The organism is Paralysiella testudinis (assembly GCF_016894345.1).
GTDB lineage: Bacteria > Pseudomonadota > Gammaproteobacteria > Burkholderiales > Neisseriaceae > Paralysiella > Paralysiella testudinis.
Genome location: NZ_CP069798.1, coordinates 1540980 through 1561395 on the forward strand (window position 1 = coordinate 1540980; position 20416 = coordinate 1561395).

Here is a 20416-nt window from a genome sequence, read left to right on the forward strand (position 1 = left end):
CAGCCTGTTTGTGTATGATGGATAACAAACAAAGCTATTGAATTAATCATGAAGGAATAAGCCATGTTGGCGGAATGGTTGGCGGCACTGCCGTTTATGAACGATGCGCGGGCCGAGTTGGTGATTAGCGCCTTTTGGCCGATGGTGCAGGCCGGGTTTTTGGTGTCGGTGCCGCTGGCGGTGGCGGCGTTTGTGTTTGGCATTGCCATTGCCGTGTGCGTGGCCTTGCTGCGGGTGATGCCGGTGGCGGGCTGGTGGCATCGCGCCGCTTTGCTACTGGTGCAGTTTTATATTTCGGTGATTCGCGGCACGCCCTTGCTGGTGCAATTGTGCATTGTGTTTTACGGCTTGCCGGCGGTGGGCATTTATCTGGATCCGATTCCCACCGCCATTATCGGCTTTTCGCTCAATGTGGGCGCCTATGCTTCCGAAACCGTGCGCGCGGCGATTTTGTCGGTGCCTAAAGGGCAGTGGGAAGCGGGCTTTGCGGTGGGCATGACCTATATGCAGGCGTTTCGCCGCATCATTATGCCGCAAGCCTTCCGCGTGGCGGTGCCGCCCTTGTCGAACACCTTTATCAGCCTGTTTAAAGACACCTCATTGGCGGCGGTGGTTACCGTAACCGAGCTTTTCCGCGTGGCGCAGCAAGTGGCCAACCGCGCCTACGATTTTTTGCCGGTATTTATCGAAGCCGCTTTGGTGTATTGGGCGTTTTGCTGGGTATTGTTTGCGCTGCAAGCGCGGATTGAAAAGCGGCTCGACCGCTATGTGGCCAAATAGGAGCGCTTAGATGATTAAAGTACGCAATATCCACAAAGCCTTTGGCGACAACCCCATTTTGCGCGGCATCGACCTCACTGTGGCCAAAGGGCAGGTGGTGGTGATATTGGGGCCGTCCGGCTCCGGCAAAACCACCTTACTGCGCTGCCTGAACGGCTTGGAGCTGCCGCAGCAAGGCAGCATTGATTTTGACGGTGCCGAGCCTTTGCACATTGATTTCAGCCGCAAAATCAGCAAAGCCGATATGCTGGCCTTACGGCGTAAATCGGGCATGGTGTTTCAGCAATACAACCTGTTTCCGCACAAAACCGCACTGCAAAACGTGATGGAAGGCCCGTTGGTGGTACAAAAACGCCCCGAAGCCACCGTGCGCGCCGAGGCGCAAGCCTTGCTGGCCAAAGTAGGATTGGCCGACAAGGCCGATCTATATCCGTTTCAGCTTTCCGGCGGCCAGCAGCAGCGCGTGGGCATTGCCCGTGCCATGGCGATTGCGCCGGAGCTCATGCTGTTTGACGAGCCTACTTCAGCCTTGGATCCGGAGCTGGTGCAAGGCGTGCTGCAAACCATGAAAGCACTGGCCGAAGACGGCTGGACCATGGTGGTGGTGACCCACGAAATCCAGTTTGCCCGCGATGTGGCCGACCATGTGGTGCTGATGGACGGCGGCGTGATTGTAGAACAAGGCAGCCCCGAAGCCATGTTTCAAAATCCGCAGCAAGCACTGACACGCAGCTTTTTGCGGCAAATCCAGCATTAAGCGGATAATGGCAGCATTTGACAATCCATTTGTGACTACCCAATATCACTGGGTGCTGAAACAGCAAAGGAAAATTTGATGAAAATTGCAGGCATGTTTTTTCAAGCGCCTACTTTATCCGGTGTTTTGGGGTTGATTACGGGCAGCCTGATTATCATTGGCACTGTTTATGGGGTTGGCATATCGATAGACGATGGCACGATTCGGAATCATCCCGAAATATTGCGCCAGCTTGTTTTTTGGCCTTTTTCCATTGTCTTTGCCATTAGAATGGCTGCTGCTTTCGGTCTTTTTCTGAATAAAATGCCGCAAAAAATATTGATGGTTATGTTGTTTTACATCCCCTCAGCAGTGCTTCTAGCCTATATCGGGGGGATTTTTTCCACAATATAATCGTCCCCAATCGCCCGGTTTGATAATCAGACATGACGCAATCGGATATTTAACCGCAGGCACATCACCTTGGCAGCAGCACCGATAAAATGGCACAATCCGGCCTTGCGTATGGATTGCGCCATCGCGTTTTCAGGCAGCCTATAACTTTATCGAGCCCATTATGCTTCTAATGATAGACAACTACGACAGCTTCACCTACAACATCGTGCAGTATTTTGCCGAACTGGGGCAAGAGGTGCTGGTGAAGTGCAATGATGAAATCGACTTGGCCGGCATCGAAGCGCTCAAGCCGGACTATATTGTGGTGGGCCCCGGGCCGTGTTCGCCCAAAGAAGCGGGGGTGTCGGTAGAGGTGATTTGCCATTTTGCCGGTAAAATCCCGGTGCTGGGCGTGTGCTTGGGGCATCAAAGCATGGGCTATGCTTTTGGCGGCGATATTGTGCGCGCGCAAACGCTGATGCACGGCAAAGTGTCGGCGGTGCAACACACCGGCACCGGCGTGTTTGCCGGGCTGCCCAATCCGGTAACTTGCACCCGCTACCACAGCTTGGTGATTGACCGTGCCAGCCTGCCCGATTGCCTGGAAATCACCGCTTGGACAGACGACGGCGAAATCATGGGCGTGCGCCACAAAACCCTGCCGCTGGAAGGCGTGCAGTTTCACCCCGAAGCGCTGTTAACCGAGCATGGCCACGATATGCTGCGCAACTTTTTGCAACAACACGCGCCTGTTGATGCTGCCTGAAACCATTTAAGGAACCCCATGATTACCCCCCAGCAAGCCCTTAACCGCCTAATCGACAATAACGAGCTGTTTTACGATGAGATGACGGTGTTGATGCGGCAGATTATGTCGGGCGAAGTGGCGCCGGAAGTGATTGCCGCCTTGCTGGTGGGCTTGCGCATTAAAGTGGAAACCGTGTCCGAAGTGGCCGCCGCCGCCACGGTGATGCGTGAATTTGCCACCCGCGTGCCGGTGGTGGACACCACCCATTTGGTGGATATTGTCGGCACCGGCGGCGACAACGCCCACACCTTCAATATCTCCACCACCAGCATGTTTGTGGCTGCCGCCGCCGGTGCCAAAGTGGCCAAACACGGCGGCCGCTCGGTGTCTTCTTCCAGCGGCTCGGCCGATATTATCGAAACCATGGGCGCGTCGCTGAATTTATCGGCGGCGCAAGTGGGCGAATGTATCGACACCTTGGGGCTGGGCTTTATGTTTGCGCCCAACCACCACAGCAGCATGCGCTATGTGGCACCTGTGCGCCGCGCTTTGGGCGTGCGCACTATTTTTAATATTTTAGGGCCGCTCACCAACCCCGCCGCCGCCCCCAATCAGGTGCTGGGCGTGTTTCATTTGGACTTGGTGGGCATTATGTCGCGCGTATTGCAACAGCTGGGCAGCCGCCATGTATTGGTGGTACACGGCCACGACGGCTTGGATGAAATCACCCTCACCGGCCCCAGCCGCGTGGCTGAGCTGAAAAACGGCGTGATTATGGAATACGACATTCATCCCGAACAATTCGATATGGCGGTAACGGCGGATTTGAAGCCCTTGCAAGTGGCCAACAGCCAAGAATCGCTGGCCAAGATGAACGCGGTGCTGGCGGGCGAAACCGGCCCTTGTCGCGACATCGTGCTGCTCAACAGCGCGGCCACGCTGTATGCGGGTGATGTGGTGGAGTCGCTTGAAGCTGGCATCATCGCCGCGCGCGCAGCCATCGATTCGGGCAAGGCCCGCGCCTGCCAGCAAGCGTTTATCGATACCACCCGTGCCATGAGTGGTGATTAGATAAGATTTTGAGCTTTCAGGCAGCCTTGTTAAAGGTGTGCACCTTTCTATAAGCACCAAAAAGCCCTGCCCGGATAAAACCGGCAGGGCTTTTTGATGCTTAGGCTGAATGGCTAGCCCCCTAAAGCAGCCAGCAATTCGGCTTGGTGTTCGGCTTGCAAGGCGGCGGTGATTTCGCTCATGTCGCCGTCCATCACAAAATCCAGTTTGTGCAGGGTAAGATTGATGCGGTGGTCGGTAACGCGGCCTTGCGGGTAGTTGTAGGTGCGGATGCGCTCGCTGCGGTCGCCGCTGCCAATCAGGCTTTTGCGCTCGGCGGCTTCTTTTTCGTGGGCGGCACGTTTTTGCTGCTCGTGCAGGCGCGAGGCCAGCACTTTCATGGCTTGGGCCTTGTTGGCGTGCTGGCTGCGCCCGTCTTGGCACTCCACCACCATGCCGCTGGGTAAGTGGGTGATGCGCACGGCGGAATCGGTTTTGTTGATGTGCTGGCCGCCCGCGCCGGAAGCGCGGAAGGTGTCGATGCGCAAATCGGCGGCGTTCAGCTCAATGGCTTCCAATTCGTCGGCTTCCGGCATTACTGCCACGGTGCAGGCGGAAGTGTGAATGCGCCCTTGGCTTTCGGTGGCGGGCACGCGCTGCACGCGGTGGCCGCCGGATTCGAATTTAAGCTGGCTGTAGGCGCCCAGCCCCACCAGGCGGGCAATCACTTCTTTGTAGCCGCCCAAATCGCTTTCATTGGCCGACACGATTTCCACTTGCCAACGCATGCGTTCGGCAAAGCGGCTGTACATGCGCAGCAAATCGCCCGCAAACAGTGCCGCTTCATCGCCGCCGGTGCCGGCGCGGATTTCGATAAAGATGTTTTTGTCGTCGTCTTCGTCTTTGGGCAGCAGCAGCTTTTGCAGCTCGGTGTCCAGCGCGGCCATGCGACTTTGGGCGGCGTCGATTTCTTCGGCGGCAAAGGCCTTCATTTCCGGGTCGGCCAGCATTTCTTCGGCCGCGGCAATATCGCTTTGCGCTTGGGTATATTGGCAATAGGTTTCCACCACCGGGGTGATTTCGGCGTGTTCGCGCGTGAGCTTGCGGTAGGCATCCATATCGGCGGTGGCTTCGGGCGAGCCCAAGAGCGCAGTTACTTCTTCCAGCCGTTCGGCCAGCGCTTGCAGTTTGTCGAGTAAAGAGGGTTTCATAAGGGCAAAAATCGGGTGTGAGGTGTTGGGAAGCAGGTGCCAAGCTGCCGCAATGGGCAATAACAGGCTGCCTGAAATACAGAACGGTATGGGGATGAAAAGCCGCTAACGCTGGTCGTCTAGGTGGTAGATGCGGTTGATGGCATCGGCCAAATCAGGATGGGCTTGGCTGTCTTTATTGAGTGTGCGCGTGGGGGCGTGCAGCAGTTTGTTGGTGAGCTGCACCGATAAGCGTTCGAGCACGGCTTCGGGCGGCATGCCTTTGGCTAAGTGTTTCATGGCGTTTTCCAGCACCTGCATGCGCGCGCGCTCGCCTTCATCGCGCAGGGCGCGAATCAGCGGCACCGCTTGGCGCGATTGCTGCCAGTTGAGAAATTCGTTTACCTTATTGCCCACCAATTGCTCGGCTTCTTCGGCGGCTTTGGCGCGCGCTTCTTTGCCGGTTTGCACAATCGCCATCATGTCGTCTACGGTGTAGAGATAGGCATCGTCTAAATCGGCCACTTCGGCTTCGATGTCGCGCGGCACCGCCAAATCCAGCAAAAACATCGGCATGCCACGGCGTTGCTTCAGGGCGCTTTCCAGCAGGCCTTTGCCCACAATCGGCAAGGGGCTGGCGGTGGACGACACCACCACATCGTATTCGTGCAACACTTGGGGCAGATCGGTGAGCAGGCGCGCATCGGCCGGCACGCTCAAGCCGGCGCACAATTGCTCGGCACGCGCCAAGGTGCGGTTGAGTACGGTGATGCGTTGCGGCGCTTTGGCGGCAAAATACGTGGCCACCAGCTCAATCATCTCGCCCGCGCCGATAAACAGCACCTTTAATTTGCTTACCGAGGGGAAAATTTGCTCGGCCATTTTCACCGAAGCGGCGGCCATCGACACCGAATTTTCGCCCACGGCGGTGTGGGTGCGCACTTCTTTGGCAATGGCAAAGGTTTTTTGAAACAGCGCATTTAATTCGCTGTGTAAGGTATTTTGCTCTTGCGCCACCCGCACCGCGTCTTTAAGCTGGCCGAGAATTTGCGGCTCGCCCAATACCATCGAATCCAGCCCGCAAGCCACGCGAAAAGCATGGCGCACGGTGGCCGGGGCATCGAGCAGATAAAGATAGGGGGCGATTTCGTGGCGCTGGAGCCGGTGGTATTGCGCCAGCCAGCCAATAATCGCTTCATGCTCGCCCACGCAATACAGCTCGGTGCGGTTGCAGGTAGACAAAATCACCGCTTCTTTGGCCGCGCGGCTGTGCACGAGCTGCGCCACGGCTTCCGGCAGCACGGCAGCCGCAAACGCCAGCCGCTCGCGAATGCTCAGCGGGGCGGTTTGGTGGTTGAGGCCGATGGCGGTCAGTTGCGTCATGATGGTGTGGGAAATAGCGTTGGCAAGGGCGGTGGCATCAGCTTGAGCTAGGGTTGAAGCACAGCTGGCCGCGGCGAATAAAGCACGCTATTATACCCGAAACCCATTTGAAATCATAACCGGCGGCGCGGTTTTCAGGCAGCGCAATCGGGGCGATAGGAAACGCAGATGCAGAATATGGATTTACACGATATTCGTGAAGACTACAGCAAACAGGCCTTATCTGAGGCCGACTGTGCCGACTTGCCTTTGGTGCAGTTGCAGCAATGGCTTAACGAAGCGATGGCGGCCAAGGTAAACGAGCCCACCGCCATGAATGTGGCCACCGTGGATGCCAACGGGCTGCCCAGCGCGCGCATTGTATTGCTCAAAGAAGTGAACGCCGCCGGGCTGGTGTTTTTTAGCAATTACCACAGCCGCAAAGGCCGAGCGCTGGCGGCACACCCGTATGCGGCGGCCACCTTTTTTTGGCCGGAGCTGGAGCGGCAGGTGCGGGTGGAAGGACGGGTGCAGATTTTAGCAGCCGCCGAATCGGACGCTTATTTTGCCTCGCGCCCCTACACCAGCCGCATCGGCGCTTGGGCCAGCCACCAAAGCGAGGTTATCGACAGTAAAAACGAATTGGTGGCGCGCGCTGCATTGGTGGGCGCCCGCCATCCCTTACAAGTGCCGCGCCCGCCGCATTGGGGCGGCTATGTGGTGCTGCCGCAGCGGCTGGAATTTTGGCAAGGCCGCCCCAGCCGTTTGCATGACCGTATCCAATACCGCTTGCAGGATGGGGCATGGTTGAAGGAGCGTTTGTCGCCGTAAAGATAGAGCCGTAAAGATAGATAAGAGAAAAGGCTGCCTGAAACCATTTCAGGCAGCCTTCTCTATTTCAATTTACCTATACCGCTTTGGTGAATGATTACTGCAATAAATCAGCCGGAATAGCACACACCGGAATCGGGTTGATTTTGTGCTGCATAGCGCGGTGCAGGCGGTCGAACAGTTCGAATACTTCGCGCTGGCGGCCGCTGAAATCGGCGGCTTGATGCTCCTTGTATACGCTCATCGCCCATTCCAGCTCGGGATAGCTGGCGCCCATTTGTTGCTCATCGGTGCGCTCGGTATCCCACAAGCCGTCGGTGGGGGCGGCGTCTTGGATGCTTTGCGCCACGCCTAAGGCTTTGGCCAAGGTGTACACTTGGCTTTTGAGCAAGGCGGCAATCGGGCTGATGTCCACACCGCCGTCGCCGTATTTGGTGAAAAAGCCCACGCCGAAGTCTTCCACTTTATTGCCGGTGCCGGTGACCAGCAGGCCGTGAATTTGACCGTAGTAATACAGTGTTACCATGCGCAGGCGGCTGCGGGCGTTGGCCAGCGCCAGTTTTTCGTTGGCGTGTTCATCGTCGTCGGTATCCACTGTCATTTGAAAGGTGTTAAAAGTGGGGGTGAGGTCCACGCGCAGGGTTTGCACGTTGGCATAACGCGCTTGCAAATCCGCCATATGCGCTTGGGCGCGGTTGACTTGGTCGGCCTTTTGGCGAATGGGCATTTCGAGCAGCAAGGTTTGCAGGCCGGTTTGCGCCGCCAATGTGGACACCACCGCCGAATCAATACCGCCGGACACGCCCACCACAAAGCCCTTCATGCGGGCATTTTCAGCATAGGTTTTGAGCCAATCAACAATATGGTCGATAACAGCTTGGGTTTGCATGGCGGGTCTCCTGAGTGGGGGTTGGTTTTGCACTGCGTCAATATACTGCGTTTTTTTGTATCAGCATACTGTGTTTTGAGGCTACCTGAAAAGGGCGGCGGCTGTTAAAGCCGGGTATTCTGCGCTAGAATAAGCGCCATTCGTTTAAGTTGGGATGTCGTTGAATGAATCACCCCTTGCCCGATGAAATCCGCTTGCCGGGCGACAAAACCGCCTTGTTGTTGCGCTATGGCAATGCCGATTATCACTTGAGCGCCGAATTGCTGCGCGTGTATTCACCCAGTGCCGAAGTGCGCGGCCACGGCGTTGGCCAAGAAGTGCTGCAAACCGGCAAGCGGCAAGTGCGCATTACCGAGCTGGAGCCCGCGGGCAACTATGCTTTAAAAATCACCTTTAGCGACGGCCACGACAGCGGCCTGTTCGATTGGGATTACCTTTATCATCTGGCCACCGCACAAGATACCCTGTGGCAAGACTATTTACAGCGCTTGCAGCAGGCCGGTGCCAGCCGCGACCTTTAAACACCTCACACCAGCCGCCTTTCAGGCAGCCTTGCCGTTTATTCTGGAAAGACAATCTCAATATGAGTGACAACAAAACCCATTTCGGCTACCAAACCGTAGCCGAAAACGAAAAAGCCGCCAAAGTGGCGGATGTATTCCATTCGGTGGCCAAAAACTACGACATCATGAACGATGTGATGTCGGCCGGTTTACACCGCGTGTGGAAACATTTCACCATCAACACCGCGCCCTTGAAAAAAGGCGATAAGGTGCTGGATATTGCCGGCGGCACCGGCGATTTGTCGCGCGGCTGGGCGCGGCGCGTGGGCAAAGAAGGCGAAGTATGGCTCACCGACATCAATTCCTCCATGCTCACCGTGGGCCGCGACCGCTTGCTCAACGAAGGCACCGTATTGCCGGTGGCCTTGTGCGATGCCGAAAAACTGCCGTTTCCCGACAATTATTTCAATCTGGTGTCGGTGGCCTTCGGCTTGCGCAACATGACCCACAAAGACGCAGCCTTGGCCGAAATGTACCGCGTACTCAAACCGGGCGGCACCTTGCTGGTGTTGGAATTCTCTAAGGTATTCAAGCCGCTAGCGCCGGTATACGATGTGTATTCGTTTAAACTGCTGCCGCTGATGGGCAAGTTTATCGCCAAAGATGCCGACAGCTATCAATACCTTGCCGAATCCATCCGCATGCACCCGGATCAGGAAACCCTGAAGCAAATGATGTTGACCGTGGGCTTTGACCGTGTGGATTACCACAATATGAGCGCCGGAGTGGTGGCGCTGCATAAAGGGGTTAAGTTTTAAGCTAAATTGTGTGTTTATCTAAATGGGGAAAGAATACTAAGATTATGTCAGAAGATAATAAACTCGATGAGTGGGTGCTAGGAAGTTATAAGTCGTAGCACAGGATATTTCACTTATTTCTGGGTTATATAAAACTGCGGATGAAGCATGTGCGATGGCAGGAATGAAGCCTTGGATGTACGATTCTGAAAAGAAAGGTTATGTATCATTTGATCCATCATCAGGGTTAAAAAGAGCTGAGTGTGCAAAAGAAAATAATATATATCTTATTGAAAATACATATAATGTTGCTTTTAAGAAAAATAAGCCTAAAATTGAATTAGTTTCAGTTACTAAAGCAGTATTACCTGCTAATAGACATAGAACCATTATTGGTGTTGGCGAAAGTGTAATAATTTCATCTAATATTGCAGTTGTTTGGTCAGTTTCATCACCATTAATAAATATATCTAATAAATCAATTACAACAATTACAATTACAGCTTTAGATAAGGCTGGAAATGTGACAATCAGTGCGAAAAGTAAGTATGATGAAAAGAGTATTACCCTTAGTATTATTGAGCCAACTGCATTAAAATTTGAAGCTGTAGAAAAAATTCACACTGAAAGTGTTCTTGATAGTGGTTTTATAGCAAAAATTTATATACTTCCAAATCATGTTAATTTTGAAGAGGTTAAATTTTCTGAGTTAGAAAGCTATGCTCTTGGAACTGGTTTATTAGCAGAAACTACTGGAATGCCCCATAGTCAATATGAAAATGGCCGAAGTGAATGGATGACAGCATCTGGATATATTGAGAATAAAAGGTACGGTGATGAAAGGAGGGGATTTGGTTTATGGAGGGCAAAATGAATATCCTATAACCTTTACCATTTGATTATACAAGCAGGTCTACGTTTGAAATTGAATTATGAGTGGATGATTATATGAGTGGATGATTAATGGTAATATTTATAAGTTGCCAAATAAAGTTGTTCAGTCAACAACTATTTCAACTGATGGATATATTACAACTAAAAAAGGTAACGCAGTTGCAAGATTTTATTATCAAGCCCCCAGTTTAAATACTAATTTACTTAATTCTGCACCAATTCCTAAACCGTACAATAAATAAAATTATTTATTGTACGGGATAATAGCTAAATAAAGGGGACGAAATGAATATTAAATTTATTACTGCCTTTGTTAGCTTGACATTGTTGAGTTTTCAAGCCAATGTATTTGCAGATGTTGTGCTTTGCAGCGGCCAATCATGTACTGTAATTAAAGCAAGTAAAAATTGTATAAATGGTGATATGACATCGGTTGAATACAAGCAAAAAAGATCACAATATGTTATTGATGTATTAAATCGACTTTCTAATATAGATTTGGAATATATCAATAATAATCAATTAATCCCGAAGCGTAACATTCAGATTGCACGTTCCTGCCAGCAAGATATTAATTTTTTGTATGGCCTGTTAAAAGATATTATTGAAGACGAGCAAAAAAATGATTTGTCAGAGCATGATGCTTTAAATGCATTTATAACAATAGTTAATGGTTTGTATGAAAATACTAATGATAAACGTGAATTGAGAAATTTAATCCATATAAATTTAAAAAATAACCCAAAATTAAAAAACTTACTTTTAGAACGGTTTCAGCTAATTTGATTTTTAAGGTTATTAAGTTGGTGCGCACGGCGCACAGTGGCATCAAAAAAACGAACCCGTAGGTTCGTTTTTGTGTTTTCAGGCTGCCTGAAAGCTTTATTCGCCGCTGTTTGTGCTACCGGCGCTCAGGCTCTGGGCGATTTTGGCCAGTTCGACAAATTCGTTGCGTAAGCCGTAGGGGTCGGGCTTATTGGCTTGCTGAGCGAGGCGGATAATGTCGTTCCAGCCCATTTTGCCATTGTATTGGCCGCCGCGCAGCTGCTGGCCGTAGGCGGCCACGGCGATGGCAAAGCGGGTGTCGGCATCGGCTTGAGCCAAGGGTTTGCTGCTGGCGGTCACGGGCTGGCTGATAAGGATGCTGGTGCTGTTGCCCGGCAGTTTGTAGCGCAAGTTCACATGGGCGTATTCACCGGCCTTGCCTGTGGCTGCTGGCGGGGCGGGCTGGTAGCGTGATTCGCCCAGCCAGCCGGGCTGCCCGGCGGGGATGATTTCATACAGGGCGGTTACGCTGTGGCCGGCGCCGATGTCGCCGGCATCCACTTGGTCGTTATTGAAATCTTCTTGCTTGAGCAGGCGGTTTTCATAGCCTACCAAGCGGTATTCTTTCACGGTGGCGGGGTTGAATTCCACTTGGATTTTCACGTCTTGCGCCACGGTGGCCAGCGTGGACGACAGCTGGTGTTGCAGCACTTTTTTGGCTTCGTTTGGGTTGTCGATATAGCTGTAGTTGCCATCGCCCGCATCGGCCAGCTGCTCCATCAAGTGCTCATTGTAATTGCCGGTGCCAAAGCCCAAGGTGGTGAGGGAAATGCCCGCTTTGCGCTTTTCTGCCACCATGCCTTTAAGGGTGTCGAAATCGGTGATGCCCACGTTGAAATCGCCATCGGTGGCCAGCAAAATGCGGTTGATGCCGTTTTTAATATGGGCTTTTTCGGCTTCTTTATAGGCCAGCTGAATGGCTTGCTCGCCGGCGGTGGCACCCCCTGCCTGTAATTCGTTAATCGCGCGCAAAATGGTTTGCTTTTGGCTGCCTGAAGTGGGCGGCAGCACCAGCTTTTCGCCGCTGGCATAGGTGATGAGGGTAACTTTGTCTTGCGCGCGCAGCTGCTCGGTGAGCAGGCGCAGGGTTTGTTTCACCAGCGGCAGCTTGTCGGATTCATTCATGCTGCCGGATACGTCCACCAAAAACACCAGATTGGCCGGCGGCAATTCTTTTAGCGCCAAATCTTGCGCTTTAATGCCGATTTTGATGATTTTGGCGTGCGGCTGCCACGGCGAATCCACGGTGTCGGTGTGCACTGCAAAAGGCGCGCGGCCTTGCGGCAGTGGATAGCTGTAGTCGAAATAGTTAATCAACTCTTCCACCCGCACCGCATTCACCGGCGGCAGGCGGCCATTGTTGAGAAAGCGGCGGCTGTTGGCATAGCTGCCGGTGTCGACATCAATGCTGAAGGTGGACACCGGCTGCTGCGCCACGGCATGCACAGGGTTGGTGTTGATTTGGCCGTATTGCTCAGTGTTTTGGACCGGCAGCCCGATTTCGGGAGCCGTGGGCGACGGCATTACCGCAGCTTGCATGGTAGCGGGTTCGGCGGCATGAAGGCCGCGACCCAAGTTTTCTTTGGCATGTACAGCATTGCTACGTGCGCTGGTGTCTTGATGCGCGCTGCTGCGTTTGAAATCGGTAGCGCCTGACTCGGGCGACTGGGCACAGGCAGCCAAGAGGGCAGCGGTAACGGCTAATGCCAGATAACGCGGTATGGTGTTGTACATAGTATTCTCCTTGTGGCAAAGGCGTGGTTGCGGCATAGTGTCGGTGAAGTGGCTTGTTTTGGCAAGCTTTTCTCTATTTTTAAATGAAATGGCATACGATGAACACAGTTTATGATTTCCCAATCACTTTGCTAAACGGCCAAGCCCTGAATTGGGATCACTACCGCGGCAAGGTGTTGCTGTTGGTGAATACCGCCAGCAAGTGCGGCTTTACCCCGCAATTGGCCGGCCTGGAAGCTTTGCAGCAGCAATACGGTGCTCAAGGTTTTGCGGTGATTGGTTTTCCGTGCAACCAATTTGGCGGGCAAGAGCCGGGCAGTGGCGATGAAATCGCCTTGTTCTGCCAGCAAAGCTATGGCGTGGATTTTGCCTTAAGCGAAAAAATCGAGGTTAACGGCGAGCAGGCGCATCCTTTGTGGCACTATTTGCAGCAGCAAAAAAGCGGCTTGGTCGGCTTGGCTGCGATTAAATGGAATTTCACCAAGTTTTTAATTAACCGCCAAGGCCATGTGGCCGCGCGTTTTGCCCCGCTCACTAAGCCGGAAAAACTGCAAAGCGATATTGAGCGCTTATTGGCTGCCTGAAGGGCGCCGCGTTCACCTATTTTTACCTTTCTGTGTAATTGCGTTACAATGGCCACTGTTTTGGCAGCGATGTTCAAAATACAGTTATCTGTGTTTTGAGCACTGCATTGTTTCAGGCAGCCTGTGCAGCAGCCGACACCATCGGCACGCTTGCAGCAGGCTGTTTTTATTCCAAAGAGAGATGATGATGGGCAACTTTAACCCGATGTATGTCACATTTGGTATTTACCTAGTGGCGGTGCTGTTGATTGGCTTGGCAGCATATTTTTCCACCAAGAATTTTGGCGACTATATTCTGGGCGGCAGAAGTTTGGGCAGCTTTGTTACTGCCATGTCGGCGGGTGCTTCCGATATGTCCGGCTGGCTGCTGATGGGCTTGCCCGGTGCGATTTACCTTAGCGGCCTGAGCGAAGCGTGGATTGCCATTGGCCTCACCGTGGGCGCTTATTTCAACTGGTTGCTGGTGGCCGGGCGTTTGCGCATCCACACCGAATACAACAACAACGCGCTCACCCTGCCGGAATATTTTGCCAGCCGCTTCGGCGCGCACGGCAAATTGATTAAGGTGATTGCGGCGGCGATTATTCTGTTTTTCTTCACCATTTATTGCGCCTCGGGCATTGTGGCCGGCGCGCGCTTGTTTCAAAGCCTGTTTGACATCGACTACACCACCGCCATGTGGCTGGGTGCCGGTGCCACCATTGCCTACACCTTTATCGGCGGCTTTTTGGCGGTGAGCTGGACCGACACCGTGCAGGCCACGCTGATGTTTTTTGCGCTGCTGCTCACGCCGATTATGGTGTATCTGGCCGTGGGCGGTGCCGATGAAATGAGCGCTGCGGTGCAGGCCGCAGCCAGCACCGCAGGCAAGGAATACAGCAGTCTGATTGCGGGCACCACCTTGTTGGGCATTGTGAGCACTGCCGCTTGGGGCTTGGGCTATTTCGGCCAGCCGCACATTCTGGCGCGTTTTATGGCGGCCGATACGGTGAAATCACTCAAAAACGCCCGCCGCATCGGCATGAGCTGGATGGTTTTGTGTTTGGCCGGTGCGGTGGCGGTGGGCTATTTCGGCATTGCTTATTTCGGCCATCATCCGGAACAGGTGGGCGCCATGGACGGCAACCCCGAGCGCATCTTTATTGCTTTGGCTACCTTATTGTTTAATCCGTGGATTGCCGGGGTGATTTTGTCGGCCATTTTGGCGGCGGTGATGTCTACCTTAAGCTGCCAGCTGTTGGTGTGCTCCAGCGCGATTACCGAAGACTTCTACAAAGGCTTTTTGCGCCCTGATGCGGCGCAGAGCGAATTGGTGTGGATTGGCCGCCTGATGGTGCTGGCGGTGGCTATTATCGCCATCATCATCGCCGCCGACCCCGAAAGCCGCGTGCTTGGCTTGGTGTCGTATGCGTGGGCCGGTTTTGGTGCGGCTTTCGGCCCGGTGGTGATTTTGTCGGTATTCTGGAAACGCATGACCGCCGCTGGTGCGCTGGCCGGTATGTTGGCAGGGGCTTTGGTGGTGGTGTTTTGGAAGCCGTTTACCGGCAGCGGCCTGTATGAAATCGTGCCCGGCTTTATTGCCTGCGCAGTGGCGATTGTGGCGGTGTCTTTACTCACCAAACCCGGTGCCGGTATTGAAGCACGCTTTGAAGAAGCCGATGCGGCTTATAAAGCGGCAGCCAAATAAACCAGCCCGTATTGTGGAAACCCTTGCCGTGGGGCAAGGGTTTTTTGTGCTTGTGTGCGGATAAATATAAGGCTGCCTGAAATCTTTATTTCGTGGCCAATATCGACTTTAAGTGGTTAAAACCCGTTAAATTCAATCTGGTGTTTAAAGTGCAAACACACCGATGTAAGCCTTTTGGGTACAATAGCCCGGTTTTTTGCCGTTTCAGGCAGCTTTATATCTAATTTAAAAGAGAGAGCACAGGCATGAATCCATCCGCACACAGCCGCCGCCAATTTTTACGTGCCGCCGTGGCCTTAGGCGGTGCCGGTGTGTTGCAGGCCTGCGGCAGCACTGCCGGGTCTGCCACGCCGGTGCAACCCCGAATCACGCCAGCAGTGCGTCGCCCCGCATCAGGAAACAATGTGTTAAGAATTTTTGCCGCTTCTGGCTATGCCGAGCAAGCCAACCGCATTGAAATCGGCCTGCGCCGCCTTTACGACGCCGGTTTCACCATAACTAATCAGCAGGCAGCCTACCGCCGCTATCAGCGTTTTGCCGGCAGCGATGCCGAGCGCATTGCCGACTTGCAAGACGTGGCGCTGGGTCGCGTAGCCACGCCCAAAGTATTGATGGGCTTGCGCGGCGGCTATGGTGCCGTGCGCTTGCTGCCGCATGTCGATTGGGCGAGCTTGGGCACGCGTATGCGCGAGCAGGGCACGCTGTTGTTCGGCTTTAGCGATACCACCGCCATCCAAATGGCCTTGCTGGCACGCGGCAATATGCCCAGCTTTGCCGGGCCGATGCTGTATAGCGAATTCGGCAAACCGCAGCCCAGTGTTTACACCATGCAGTCGTTTATCGACAGCACCACCCGCAGCAACAACACCATTCATGTGGCGGAAATCCAAAGCCGCAGCGTGCGCGCCGAAGGCGTGCTGTGGGGCGGCAATCTTAGCGTGCTGGCCTCGCTGGCGGGCAGCCCTTATATGCCCGATATCAGCGGCGGCATTTTGTTTTTGGAAGATGTGGGCGAGCAGCCTTACCGCATTGAGCGCATGCTGCAAACCCTGTATATGGCCGGTATTTTGGGCAAACAGCAGGCAGTGGTGATGGGCAATTTCCGCATGGGCACCATCCGCGATGTCTACGACAGCAGCTATAATTTCAACAGTGTGGTGAACACCATGTCGCGGCTGGCCAAAGTGCCGGTGCTCACCGGCTTTCCGTTCGGCCACATCACCAACAAGACCACCTTCCCGCTGGGCGCGCAAGCCCGCATCGAGCCGATGAGTGGCGGCGGCTACAGCGTGGCCTTTGGCGGCTATCCCACCCTGGATGCGAACACCTTGACTTTGAATACCTTGCTGCCGCCGCCGGTATTGTCAGATGTGTTCGGCGGCGACACGGCCGCCACACCGGAAGATCGCAGCGACTTAGAGTAAAATCTGCCCCGTTTCCGGCCAAACACCGCCCTTACCAGCCAAGCCGCTGTTAAGGGCGGTATTTTATGTTGGGGCTTGGCTTGTGTGGCGGGCAGGGCGGTGCCACAATAAAGCTTTGTTTTGTTTCAAGCGGATATTTATGTCTTTGCAAACCTATCTTGTGGGCGGCGCGGTGCGCGATGCTTTATTGGGCTTGCCGCAAACCGACCGCGATTGGGTAGTGGTGGGCGCCGATGCCCAAACCATGCTGCAACAGGGCTTTAAGCCGGTGGGGCAGGATTTTCCGGTGTTTCTGCATCCGCACAGCCACGAAGAATATGCTCTGGCCCGCACCGAGCGCAAAGTGGCGGCCGGTTATGCCGGTTTTCGTTTTTATGCCGCGCCCGAAGTTACGCTGGAGCAGGATTTGGCGCGGCGCGATTTAACCATCAATGCCATGGCGCAAGATGCCGATGGGCGGATTATCGACCCCTTCAACGGCCAAGCCGACTTGGCCGCCGGGCTATTGCGCCATGTGAGCCCCGCCTTTACCGAAGACCCGGTGCGGATTTTGCGTACTGCCCGCTTTGCCGCCCGCTACGGCTTTCAGGTAGCCCCGGAAACCATGGCACTGATGCGGCAAATGGTAGCCGCAGGCGAAGTCGATGCGCTGGTGGCCGAGCGGGTGTGGCAGGAGCTGGCCAAAGGGCTGATGGAAAACCGGCCTGCGCGAATGCTGGAAATTTTGCATGAATGCGGTGCTTTGCAAGTGATTTTGCCGGAAGTGGCGGCGCTCTTCGGCGTGCCGCAGCGGGCGGACTACCACCCTGAAGTGGACACCGGTATCCACACGCTGATGGTATTGCAACAGGCCGCCGATATGGGGCTAACGCTGCCTGAACGCTATGCCGCCTTGCTGCACGACTTGGGCAAAGCGCTCACGCCCGCCGATATTCTGCCCAAACACCACGGCCATGATGTGGCCGGGGTGGTGCCGGTGCAGCAGGTGAATGCACGCTGGCGGGTACCGCGTGCCTGCGCTGAGCTGGCCGAGCTGGTGTGCCGCTGGCATATTATTTTTCACAGCGTGGGCACGCTCAAACCGGCCACCGTATTGGATAAACTCAAACGCACCGATGCCTTGCGCCGCCCGCAGCGTTTTCAGGCGGCCTTAAATGTGTGCGTGGCCGATACCCGCGGGCGTTTGGGTAAAGAAAACAGCCCCTACCCGCAACGCGAACACTGGCTGGCATTGCTGGCCGCAGCGCAAAACATCGACACCGCCGCTATTGCCGCGGCTTGCACCAAACCCGAGCAGATTGCCGCCGCCATTGATGCCGCCCGTTTGGCGCAAATCACCCCGCTGCAAAATGCCTACCGCCGCCAACACACTGAAAGCCACTAATATGCGCGCCGCGCCCGATTCTATTCACATCAACAGCGCTACCTGCCAAGCGGTAGCGCAAGAGCTGCAATTACAAAAGCAACAGCTTACCGCCAATTATCTGGCCCACCGCCAGCCCTTGGTGTTTTTCCGGCAATACGGCGCGGCGCTGGAGTATGCGCTGGGCGTGCTGTGGCAGGAGTGGTTTCACGGCCATGATATGTGTTTGCTGGCCATTGGCGGCTTTGGCCGTGGCGAAATGTACCCGTATTCCGATTTGGACTTGGCCATCGCCTTGCCCTTGCCGCCGGATGAGGCACAGCAAGCGCGGATTGCTGCCTTTATCCAAGTGCTGTGGGACATAGCGCTGATGCCGGCGGTGAAGGTGGGCAGCGTGGAAGAGCTGTGCCAAAGCGCGCATGACGACCTCACCGGCGACACCGCTTTTCTGGAAGCACGTTTCTTGTGCGGCAGCCATCGCCTGGCCGACCGCTTGCTGCACCGGCTCAATCTGCAACGCGATGTGGCCGCCTTTATCGAAGGCAAGCTCTTAGAGCAGCAACAGCGCCACGCCAAATCGCAAGGCGCCGGTGCGGTGCTGGAAGCCAACATCAAAACCGCCCCCGGCGGCCTGCGCGACATCCACACCTTGCTGTGGCTGGCCAAGGCGCAAGGCATCAACCCGCAATTTCAGGCGCTCACACAGCAAAACATCCTCACCCGCACCGAAGCCGGTTTGCTGCTCTACAGCCACAAGCAATTGGCCAAAATCCGCATTGATTTACACTTAGCCGCCGGGCGCGCGGAAGAACGGCTGATTTTTGATTTACAAAGCCAAGTGGCCGAAAACATGGGCTATAGCGACGACGCACGCCAGCGTAAAAGCGAAAAGCTGATGCGCTCGTTTTACCGCGCCACCAAAACCGTAAAGCAGCTCAGCGGCATTTTGCAGCCGATGTTGCGCGGGCGCGTGTATTCACGCCTGCCGCGGGTGGTGGTGGAGATTGATGCCGATTACTACCAAGTGGGCAACTTGCTGGCGGTGAAAGACAAAACCCTGTTTGCACGCAAGCCTACTCATATTTTTAAGGCCATGCAAATTATCCAGCAACACAACGACATCAGCGGCTTGGCACCGCAAACCCTGCGGGCGTGGTGGGGAGCAGGGCAGAAAATCAATGCCGATTTTTACCAAAACCCGGTGAACCGCGACCGTTTTATCGGCTTTTTCAAATACGGCAGCGGCCTTACCCACCTGCTGCGCTTTATCAACCTCTACGGCGTGCTCGGCCATTACTTGCCCGCGTGGGGCAAAATCGTGGGGCTGTTGCAGCACGACCTGTTTCATATCTACCCCGTGGACGACCATATCCTGATGGTGGTGCGCAATATGCGCCGCTTGGCCATGGATGCGCACAGCCACGAGCTGCCGTTTGCTTCGGGGCTGATGCACTCGTTTGAGCGCAAGCACGTGCTGTATTTGGCGGCGCTGTTTCACGACATCGCCAAAGGCCGTGGCGGCGACCATGCCACCGAAGGCATTGCCGACGCCCGCACCTTTGCAGCAGATCATTTTCTGGATCAAGACGACACCGAATTGCTGGCTTGGTTGGTGGAAGACCATTTGCTGATGTCGGGCACGGCACAAAAAGAAGACATCCAAGATCCGGCAGTGGTGGCCAAATTTTGTGCCAAAGTGGCCAGCCGCGAGCGGCTGATTGCCCTGTATCTGCTCACCGTGGCCGATATCCGCGGCACCAACCCCAAAATCTGGAACAGCTGGAAAGCCAGCTTATTGGAAAACCTATTTCAGGCAGCCTTGCGCCAATTTGCCGGCGAAGCCCGCGACCGCGCCGTGGTAGTGAGCAACCGCCAACAACGCGCGCTCAACGAATTGGCGCGCCTGAACATCGACGAGAAAAAACAGCGCGCCCTGTGGCAGCGGCTGGGCAAACCGTATTTTGTGCGCCACGAAATGCAGGAAATCCTCTGGCACCTGCCCAAGCTTATCAACCACGAAGAGCTGCCGCAGGCACACAGCCAGCTGCTGCCCAACACCGACACCCTGCAAGTGATGGTGTATATGCCCAACCGCCCGCGGCTGTTTGCCGGATTAAGCTCCTTATTCAGCCGCCACGACCTCAATATTCTGGCCGCCCGCGCCTATGTTACCGAGCATAATTTCATCCTCGACACTTTTATCGTGCAAATGCCCGCCCAATGCCTGCCGCACGACTACCGCCGCATCCAAACCCGGCTGGAAGCCGCGCTGGACGATTTTGTACACAACCGTAACCCGCCCGAAATCGCCCAGCCCGCCCCGCCACAAAGCCGCCGCAGCCGCCACTTGCCGATTGCCCCGCGCATCAGCATCTACAGCGAAGACGATGCGGGCTGGTATGTATTGGAAATCATCACCTTTAATCGCCGCTATCTGCTGGCCAACATCGCCGAAGTGCTGTCCGATTTTGACATCAGCGTGCGCTACGCCAAAATCGCCACCTTGGATGAGCGCGTGGAAGACAGCTTTTTAATCTACGCCCCCACGCTGGAAGACACCAAACAACAACTGGCACTGAAAAAAGCTTTGTTGGCGCAAATCAGCAGTTAACGCGGGTTTGAG

The 20416-nt window shown here is 54.7% G+C and carries 19 protein-coding genes; 15 read left to right on the forward strand and 4 right to left on the reverse strand.

Going from position 1 to position 20416, the window contains the following annotated elements:
- Window positions 1-63 precede the first annotated feature (63 nt).
- From JQU52_RS08050 to trpD, 5 genes are all read left to right on the forward strand, one after another.
- The gene (locus JQU52_RS08050; protein WP_230338004.1) at window positions 64-780 is read left to right on the forward strand and encodes an amino acid ABC transporter permease; all 717 of its coding nucleotides are present in this window, start codon (window positions 64-66) and stop codon (window positions 778-780) included.
- Between the two features lie 10 nt (window positions 781-790).
- On the forward strand, window positions 791-1537 hold the full coding sequence (locus tag JQU52_RS08055) for an amino acid ABC transporter ATP-binding protein (protein WP_230338005.1): 747 nt from the start codon (window positions 791-793) through the stop codon (window positions 1535-1537).
- Between the two features lie 78 nt (window positions 1538-1615).
- Window positions 1616-1930 (forward strand): hypothetical protein, encoded by a 315-nt coding sequence (locus tag JQU52_RS08060; RefSeq protein WP_230338006.1) that lies wholly within the window; start codon window positions 1616-1618, stop codon window positions 1928-1930.
- 163 nt (window positions 1931-2093) lie between these two features.
- The gene (locus JQU52_RS08065; RefSeq protein WP_230338007.1) at window positions 2094-2678 is read left to right on the forward strand and encodes an aminodeoxychorismate/anthranilate synthase component II; all 585 of its coding nucleotides are present in this window, start codon (window positions 2094-2096) and stop codon (window positions 2676-2678) included.
- 18 nt (window positions 2679-2696) lie between these two features.
- Complete coding sequence (trpD, locus tag JQU52_RS08070) at window positions 2697-3731, forward strand: anthranilate phosphoribosyltransferase (RefSeq protein WP_230338008.1); 1035 nt, start codon at window positions 2697-2699, stop codon at window positions 3729-3731.
- A 113-nt stretch (window positions 3732-3844) separates the two neighbouring features.
- Here trpD and prfA read toward each other — a convergent pair whose 3' ends face one another.
- Together prfA and hemA are read right to left on the reverse strand one after the other, a co-directional pair.
- A complete protein-coding gene (gene prfA, locus JQU52_RS08075; RefSeq protein ID WP_230338009.1) occupies window positions 3845-4921 on the reverse strand; it encodes a peptide chain release factor 1 in 1077 nt (358 codons plus the stop codon).
- Between the two features lie 105 nt (window positions 4922-5026).
- Window positions 5027-6283 (reverse strand): glutamyl-tRNA reductase, encoded by a 1257-nt coding sequence (hemA, locus tag JQU52_RS08080; protein WP_230338010.1) that lies wholly within the window; start codon window positions 6281-6283, stop codon window positions 5027-5029.
- A gap of 177 nt (window positions 6284-6460) precedes the next feature.
- Here hemA and pdxH point away from each other — a divergent pair, with 177 nt between their 5' ends.
- The gene (pdxH, locus tag JQU52_RS08085; RefSeq protein WP_230338011.1) at window positions 6461-7093 is read left to right on the forward strand and encodes a pyridoxamine 5'-phosphate oxidase; all 633 of its coding nucleotides are present in this window, start codon (window positions 6461-6463) and stop codon (window positions 7091-7093) included.
- Between the two features lie 97 nt (window positions 7094-7190).
- On the opposite strand, the gene nadE is transcribed toward pdxH, so the two are convergent.
- Window positions 7191-7982 carry an NAD(+) synthase gene (gene nadE, locus JQU52_RS08090; RefSeq protein ID WP_230338012.1) on the reverse strand — a complete coding sequence of 264 codons (792 nt, stop codon included), beginning with the start codon at window positions 7980-7982 and terminating at the stop codon, window positions 7191-7193.
- Window positions 7983-8146: 164 nt separating this feature from the next.
- On the opposite strand from nadE, the gene JQU52_RS08095 reads away from it, so the two are divergent.
- The 4 genes from JQU52_RS08095 to JQU52_RS08110 all read left to right on the forward strand — a co-directional run bounded on the left by JQU52_RS08095 (window position 8147) and on the right by JQU52_RS08110 (window position 10962).
- On the forward strand, window positions 8147-8503 hold the full coding sequence (locus tag JQU52_RS08095) for a gamma-butyrobetaine hydroxylase-like domain-containing protein (RefSeq protein ID WP_230338013.1): 357 nt from the start codon (window positions 8147-8149) through the stop codon (window positions 8501-8503).
- A gap of 62 nt (window positions 8504-8565) precedes the next feature.
- On the forward strand, window positions 8566-9303 hold the full coding sequence (gene ubiE / locus JQU52_RS08100) for a bifunctional demethylmenaquinone methyltransferase/2-methoxy-6-polyprenyl-1,4-benzoquinol methylase UbiE (protein WP_230338014.1): 738 nt from the start codon (window positions 8566-8568) through the stop codon (window positions 9301-9303).
- Window positions 9304-9478: 175 nt separating this feature from the next.
- Window positions 9479-10156, forward strand: a complete 678-nt coding sequence (locus JQU52_RS08105) for a hypothetical protein (protein WP_230338015.1) — start codon at window positions 9479-9481, stop codon at window positions 10154-10156.
- A gap of 305 nt (window positions 10157-10461) precedes the next feature.
- Window positions 10462-10962, forward strand: coding sequence for a hypothetical protein (locus JQU52_RS08110; protein WP_230338016.1), 501 nt, complete (start codon window positions 10462-10464; stop codon window positions 10960-10962).
- A 96-nt stretch (window positions 10963-11058) separates the two neighbouring features.
- Here the strand turns inward: JQU52_RS08110 and JQU52_RS08115 are convergent, their stop codons facing one another.
- Window positions 11059-12540, reverse strand: coding sequence for a vWA domain-containing protein (locus tag JQU52_RS08115; protein ID WP_230340550.1), 1482 nt, complete (start codon window positions 12538-12540; stop codon window positions 11059-11061).
- 293 nt (window positions 12541-12833) lie between these two features.
- Here JQU52_RS08115 and JQU52_RS08120 point away from each other — a divergent pair, with 293 nt between their 5' ends.
- The 5 genes from JQU52_RS08120 to glnD all read left to right on the forward strand — a co-directional run bounded on the left by JQU52_RS08120 (window position 12834) and on the right by glnD (window position 20404).
- The gene (locus JQU52_RS08120; RefSeq protein WP_230338017.1) at window positions 12834-13319 is read left to right on the forward strand and encodes a glutathione peroxidase; all 486 of its coding nucleotides are present in this window, start codon (window positions 12834-12836) and stop codon (window positions 13317-13319) included.
- Window positions 13320-13506: 187 nt separating this feature from the next.
- Complete coding sequence (gene putP / locus JQU52_RS08125) at window positions 13507-15006, forward strand: sodium/proline symporter PutP (protein ID WP_230340551.1); 1500 nt, start codon at window positions 13507-13509, stop codon at window positions 15004-15006.
- Between the two features lie 245 nt (window positions 15007-15251).
- On the forward strand, window positions 15252-16430 hold the full coding sequence (locus JQU52_RS08130) for an LD-carboxypeptidase (RefSeq protein WP_230338018.1): 1179 nt from the start codon (window positions 15252-15254) through the stop codon (window positions 16428-16430).
- Window positions 16431-16575: 145 nt separating this feature from the next.
- Window positions 16576-17814: a multifunctional CCA addition/repair protein gene (locus tag JQU52_RS08135; protein ID WP_230340552.1), complete on the forward strand. Its 1239-nt coding sequence runs from the start codon at window positions 16576-16578 to the stop codon at window positions 17812-17814.
- A 1-nt stretch (window position 17815) separates the two neighbouring features.
- The gene (glnD, locus tag JQU52_RS08140; protein WP_379061549.1) at window positions 17816-20404 is read left to right on the forward strand and encodes a [protein-PII] uridylyltransferase; all 2589 of its coding nucleotides are present in this window, start codon (window positions 17816-17818) and stop codon (window positions 20402-20404) included.
- The last annotated feature ends 12 nt before the right edge of the window (window positions 20405-20416 follow it).

Coding starts and splice junctions, on each gene's coding strand:
- JQU52_RS08050 (WP_230338004.1), top strand. CDS start 64: ATGTTGGCGGAATGGTTGGCGGCACTGCCGTTTATGAACGATGCGCGG.
- JQU52_RS08055 (WP_230338005.1), top strand. CDS start 791: ATGATTAAAGTACGCAATATCCACAAAGCCTTTGGCGACAACCCCATT.
- JQU52_RS08060 (WP_230338006.1), top strand. CDS start 1,616: ATGAAAATTGCAGGCATGTTTTTTCAAGCGCCTACTTTATCCGGTGTT.
- JQU52_RS08065 (WP_230338007.1), top strand. CDS start 2,094: ATGCTTCTAATGATAGACAACTACGACAGCTTCACCTACAACATCGTG.
- trpD (WP_230338008.1), top strand. CDS start 2,697: ATGATTACCCCCCAGCAAGCCCTTAACCGCCTAATCGACAATAACGAG.
- prfA (WP_230338009.1), bottom strand. CDS start 4,921: ATGAAACCCTCTTTACTCGACAAACTGCAAGCGCTGGCCGAACGGCTG.
- hemA (WP_230338010.1), bottom strand. CDS start 6,283: ATGACGCAACTGACCGCCATCGGCCTCAACCACCAAACCGCCCCGCTG.
- pdxH (WP_230338011.1), top strand. CDS start 6,461: ATGGATTTACACGATATTCGTGAAGACTACAGCAAACAGGCCTTATCT.
- nadE (WP_230338012.1), bottom strand. CDS start 7,982: ATGCAAACCCAAGCTGTTATCGACCATATTGTTGATTGGCTCAAAACC.
- JQU52_RS08095 (WP_230338013.1), top strand. CDS start 8,147: ATGAATCACCCCTTGCCCGATGAAATCCGCTTGCCGGGCGACAAAACC.
- ubiE (WP_230338014.1), top strand. CDS start 8,566: ATGAGTGACAACAAAACCCATTTCGGCTACCAAACCGTAGCCGAAAAC.
- JQU52_RS08105 (WP_230338015.1), top strand. CDS start 9,479: ATGTACGATTCTGAAAAGAAAGGTTATGTATCATTTGATCCATCATCA.
- JQU52_RS08110 (WP_230338016.1), top strand. CDS start 10,462: ATGAATATTAAATTTATTACTGCCTTTGTTAGCTTGACATTGTTGAGT.
- JQU52_RS08115 (WP_230340550.1), bottom strand. CDS start 12,540: ATGCAAGCTGCGGTAATGCCGTCGCCCACGGCTCCCGAAATCGGGCTG.
- JQU52_RS08120 (WP_230338017.1), top strand. CDS start 12,834: ATGAACACAGTTTATGATTTCCCAATCACTTTGCTAAACGGCCAAGCC.
- putP (WP_230340551.1), top strand. CDS start 13,507: ATGGGCAACTTTAACCCGATGTATGTCACATTTGGTATTTACCTAGTG.
- JQU52_RS08130 (WP_230338018.1), top strand. CDS start 15,252: ATGAATCCATCCGCACACAGCCGCCGCCAATTTTTACGTGCCGCCGTG.
- glnD (WP_379061549.1), top strand. CDS start 17,816: ATGCGCGCCGCGCCCGATTCTATTCACATCAACAGCGCTACCTGCCAA.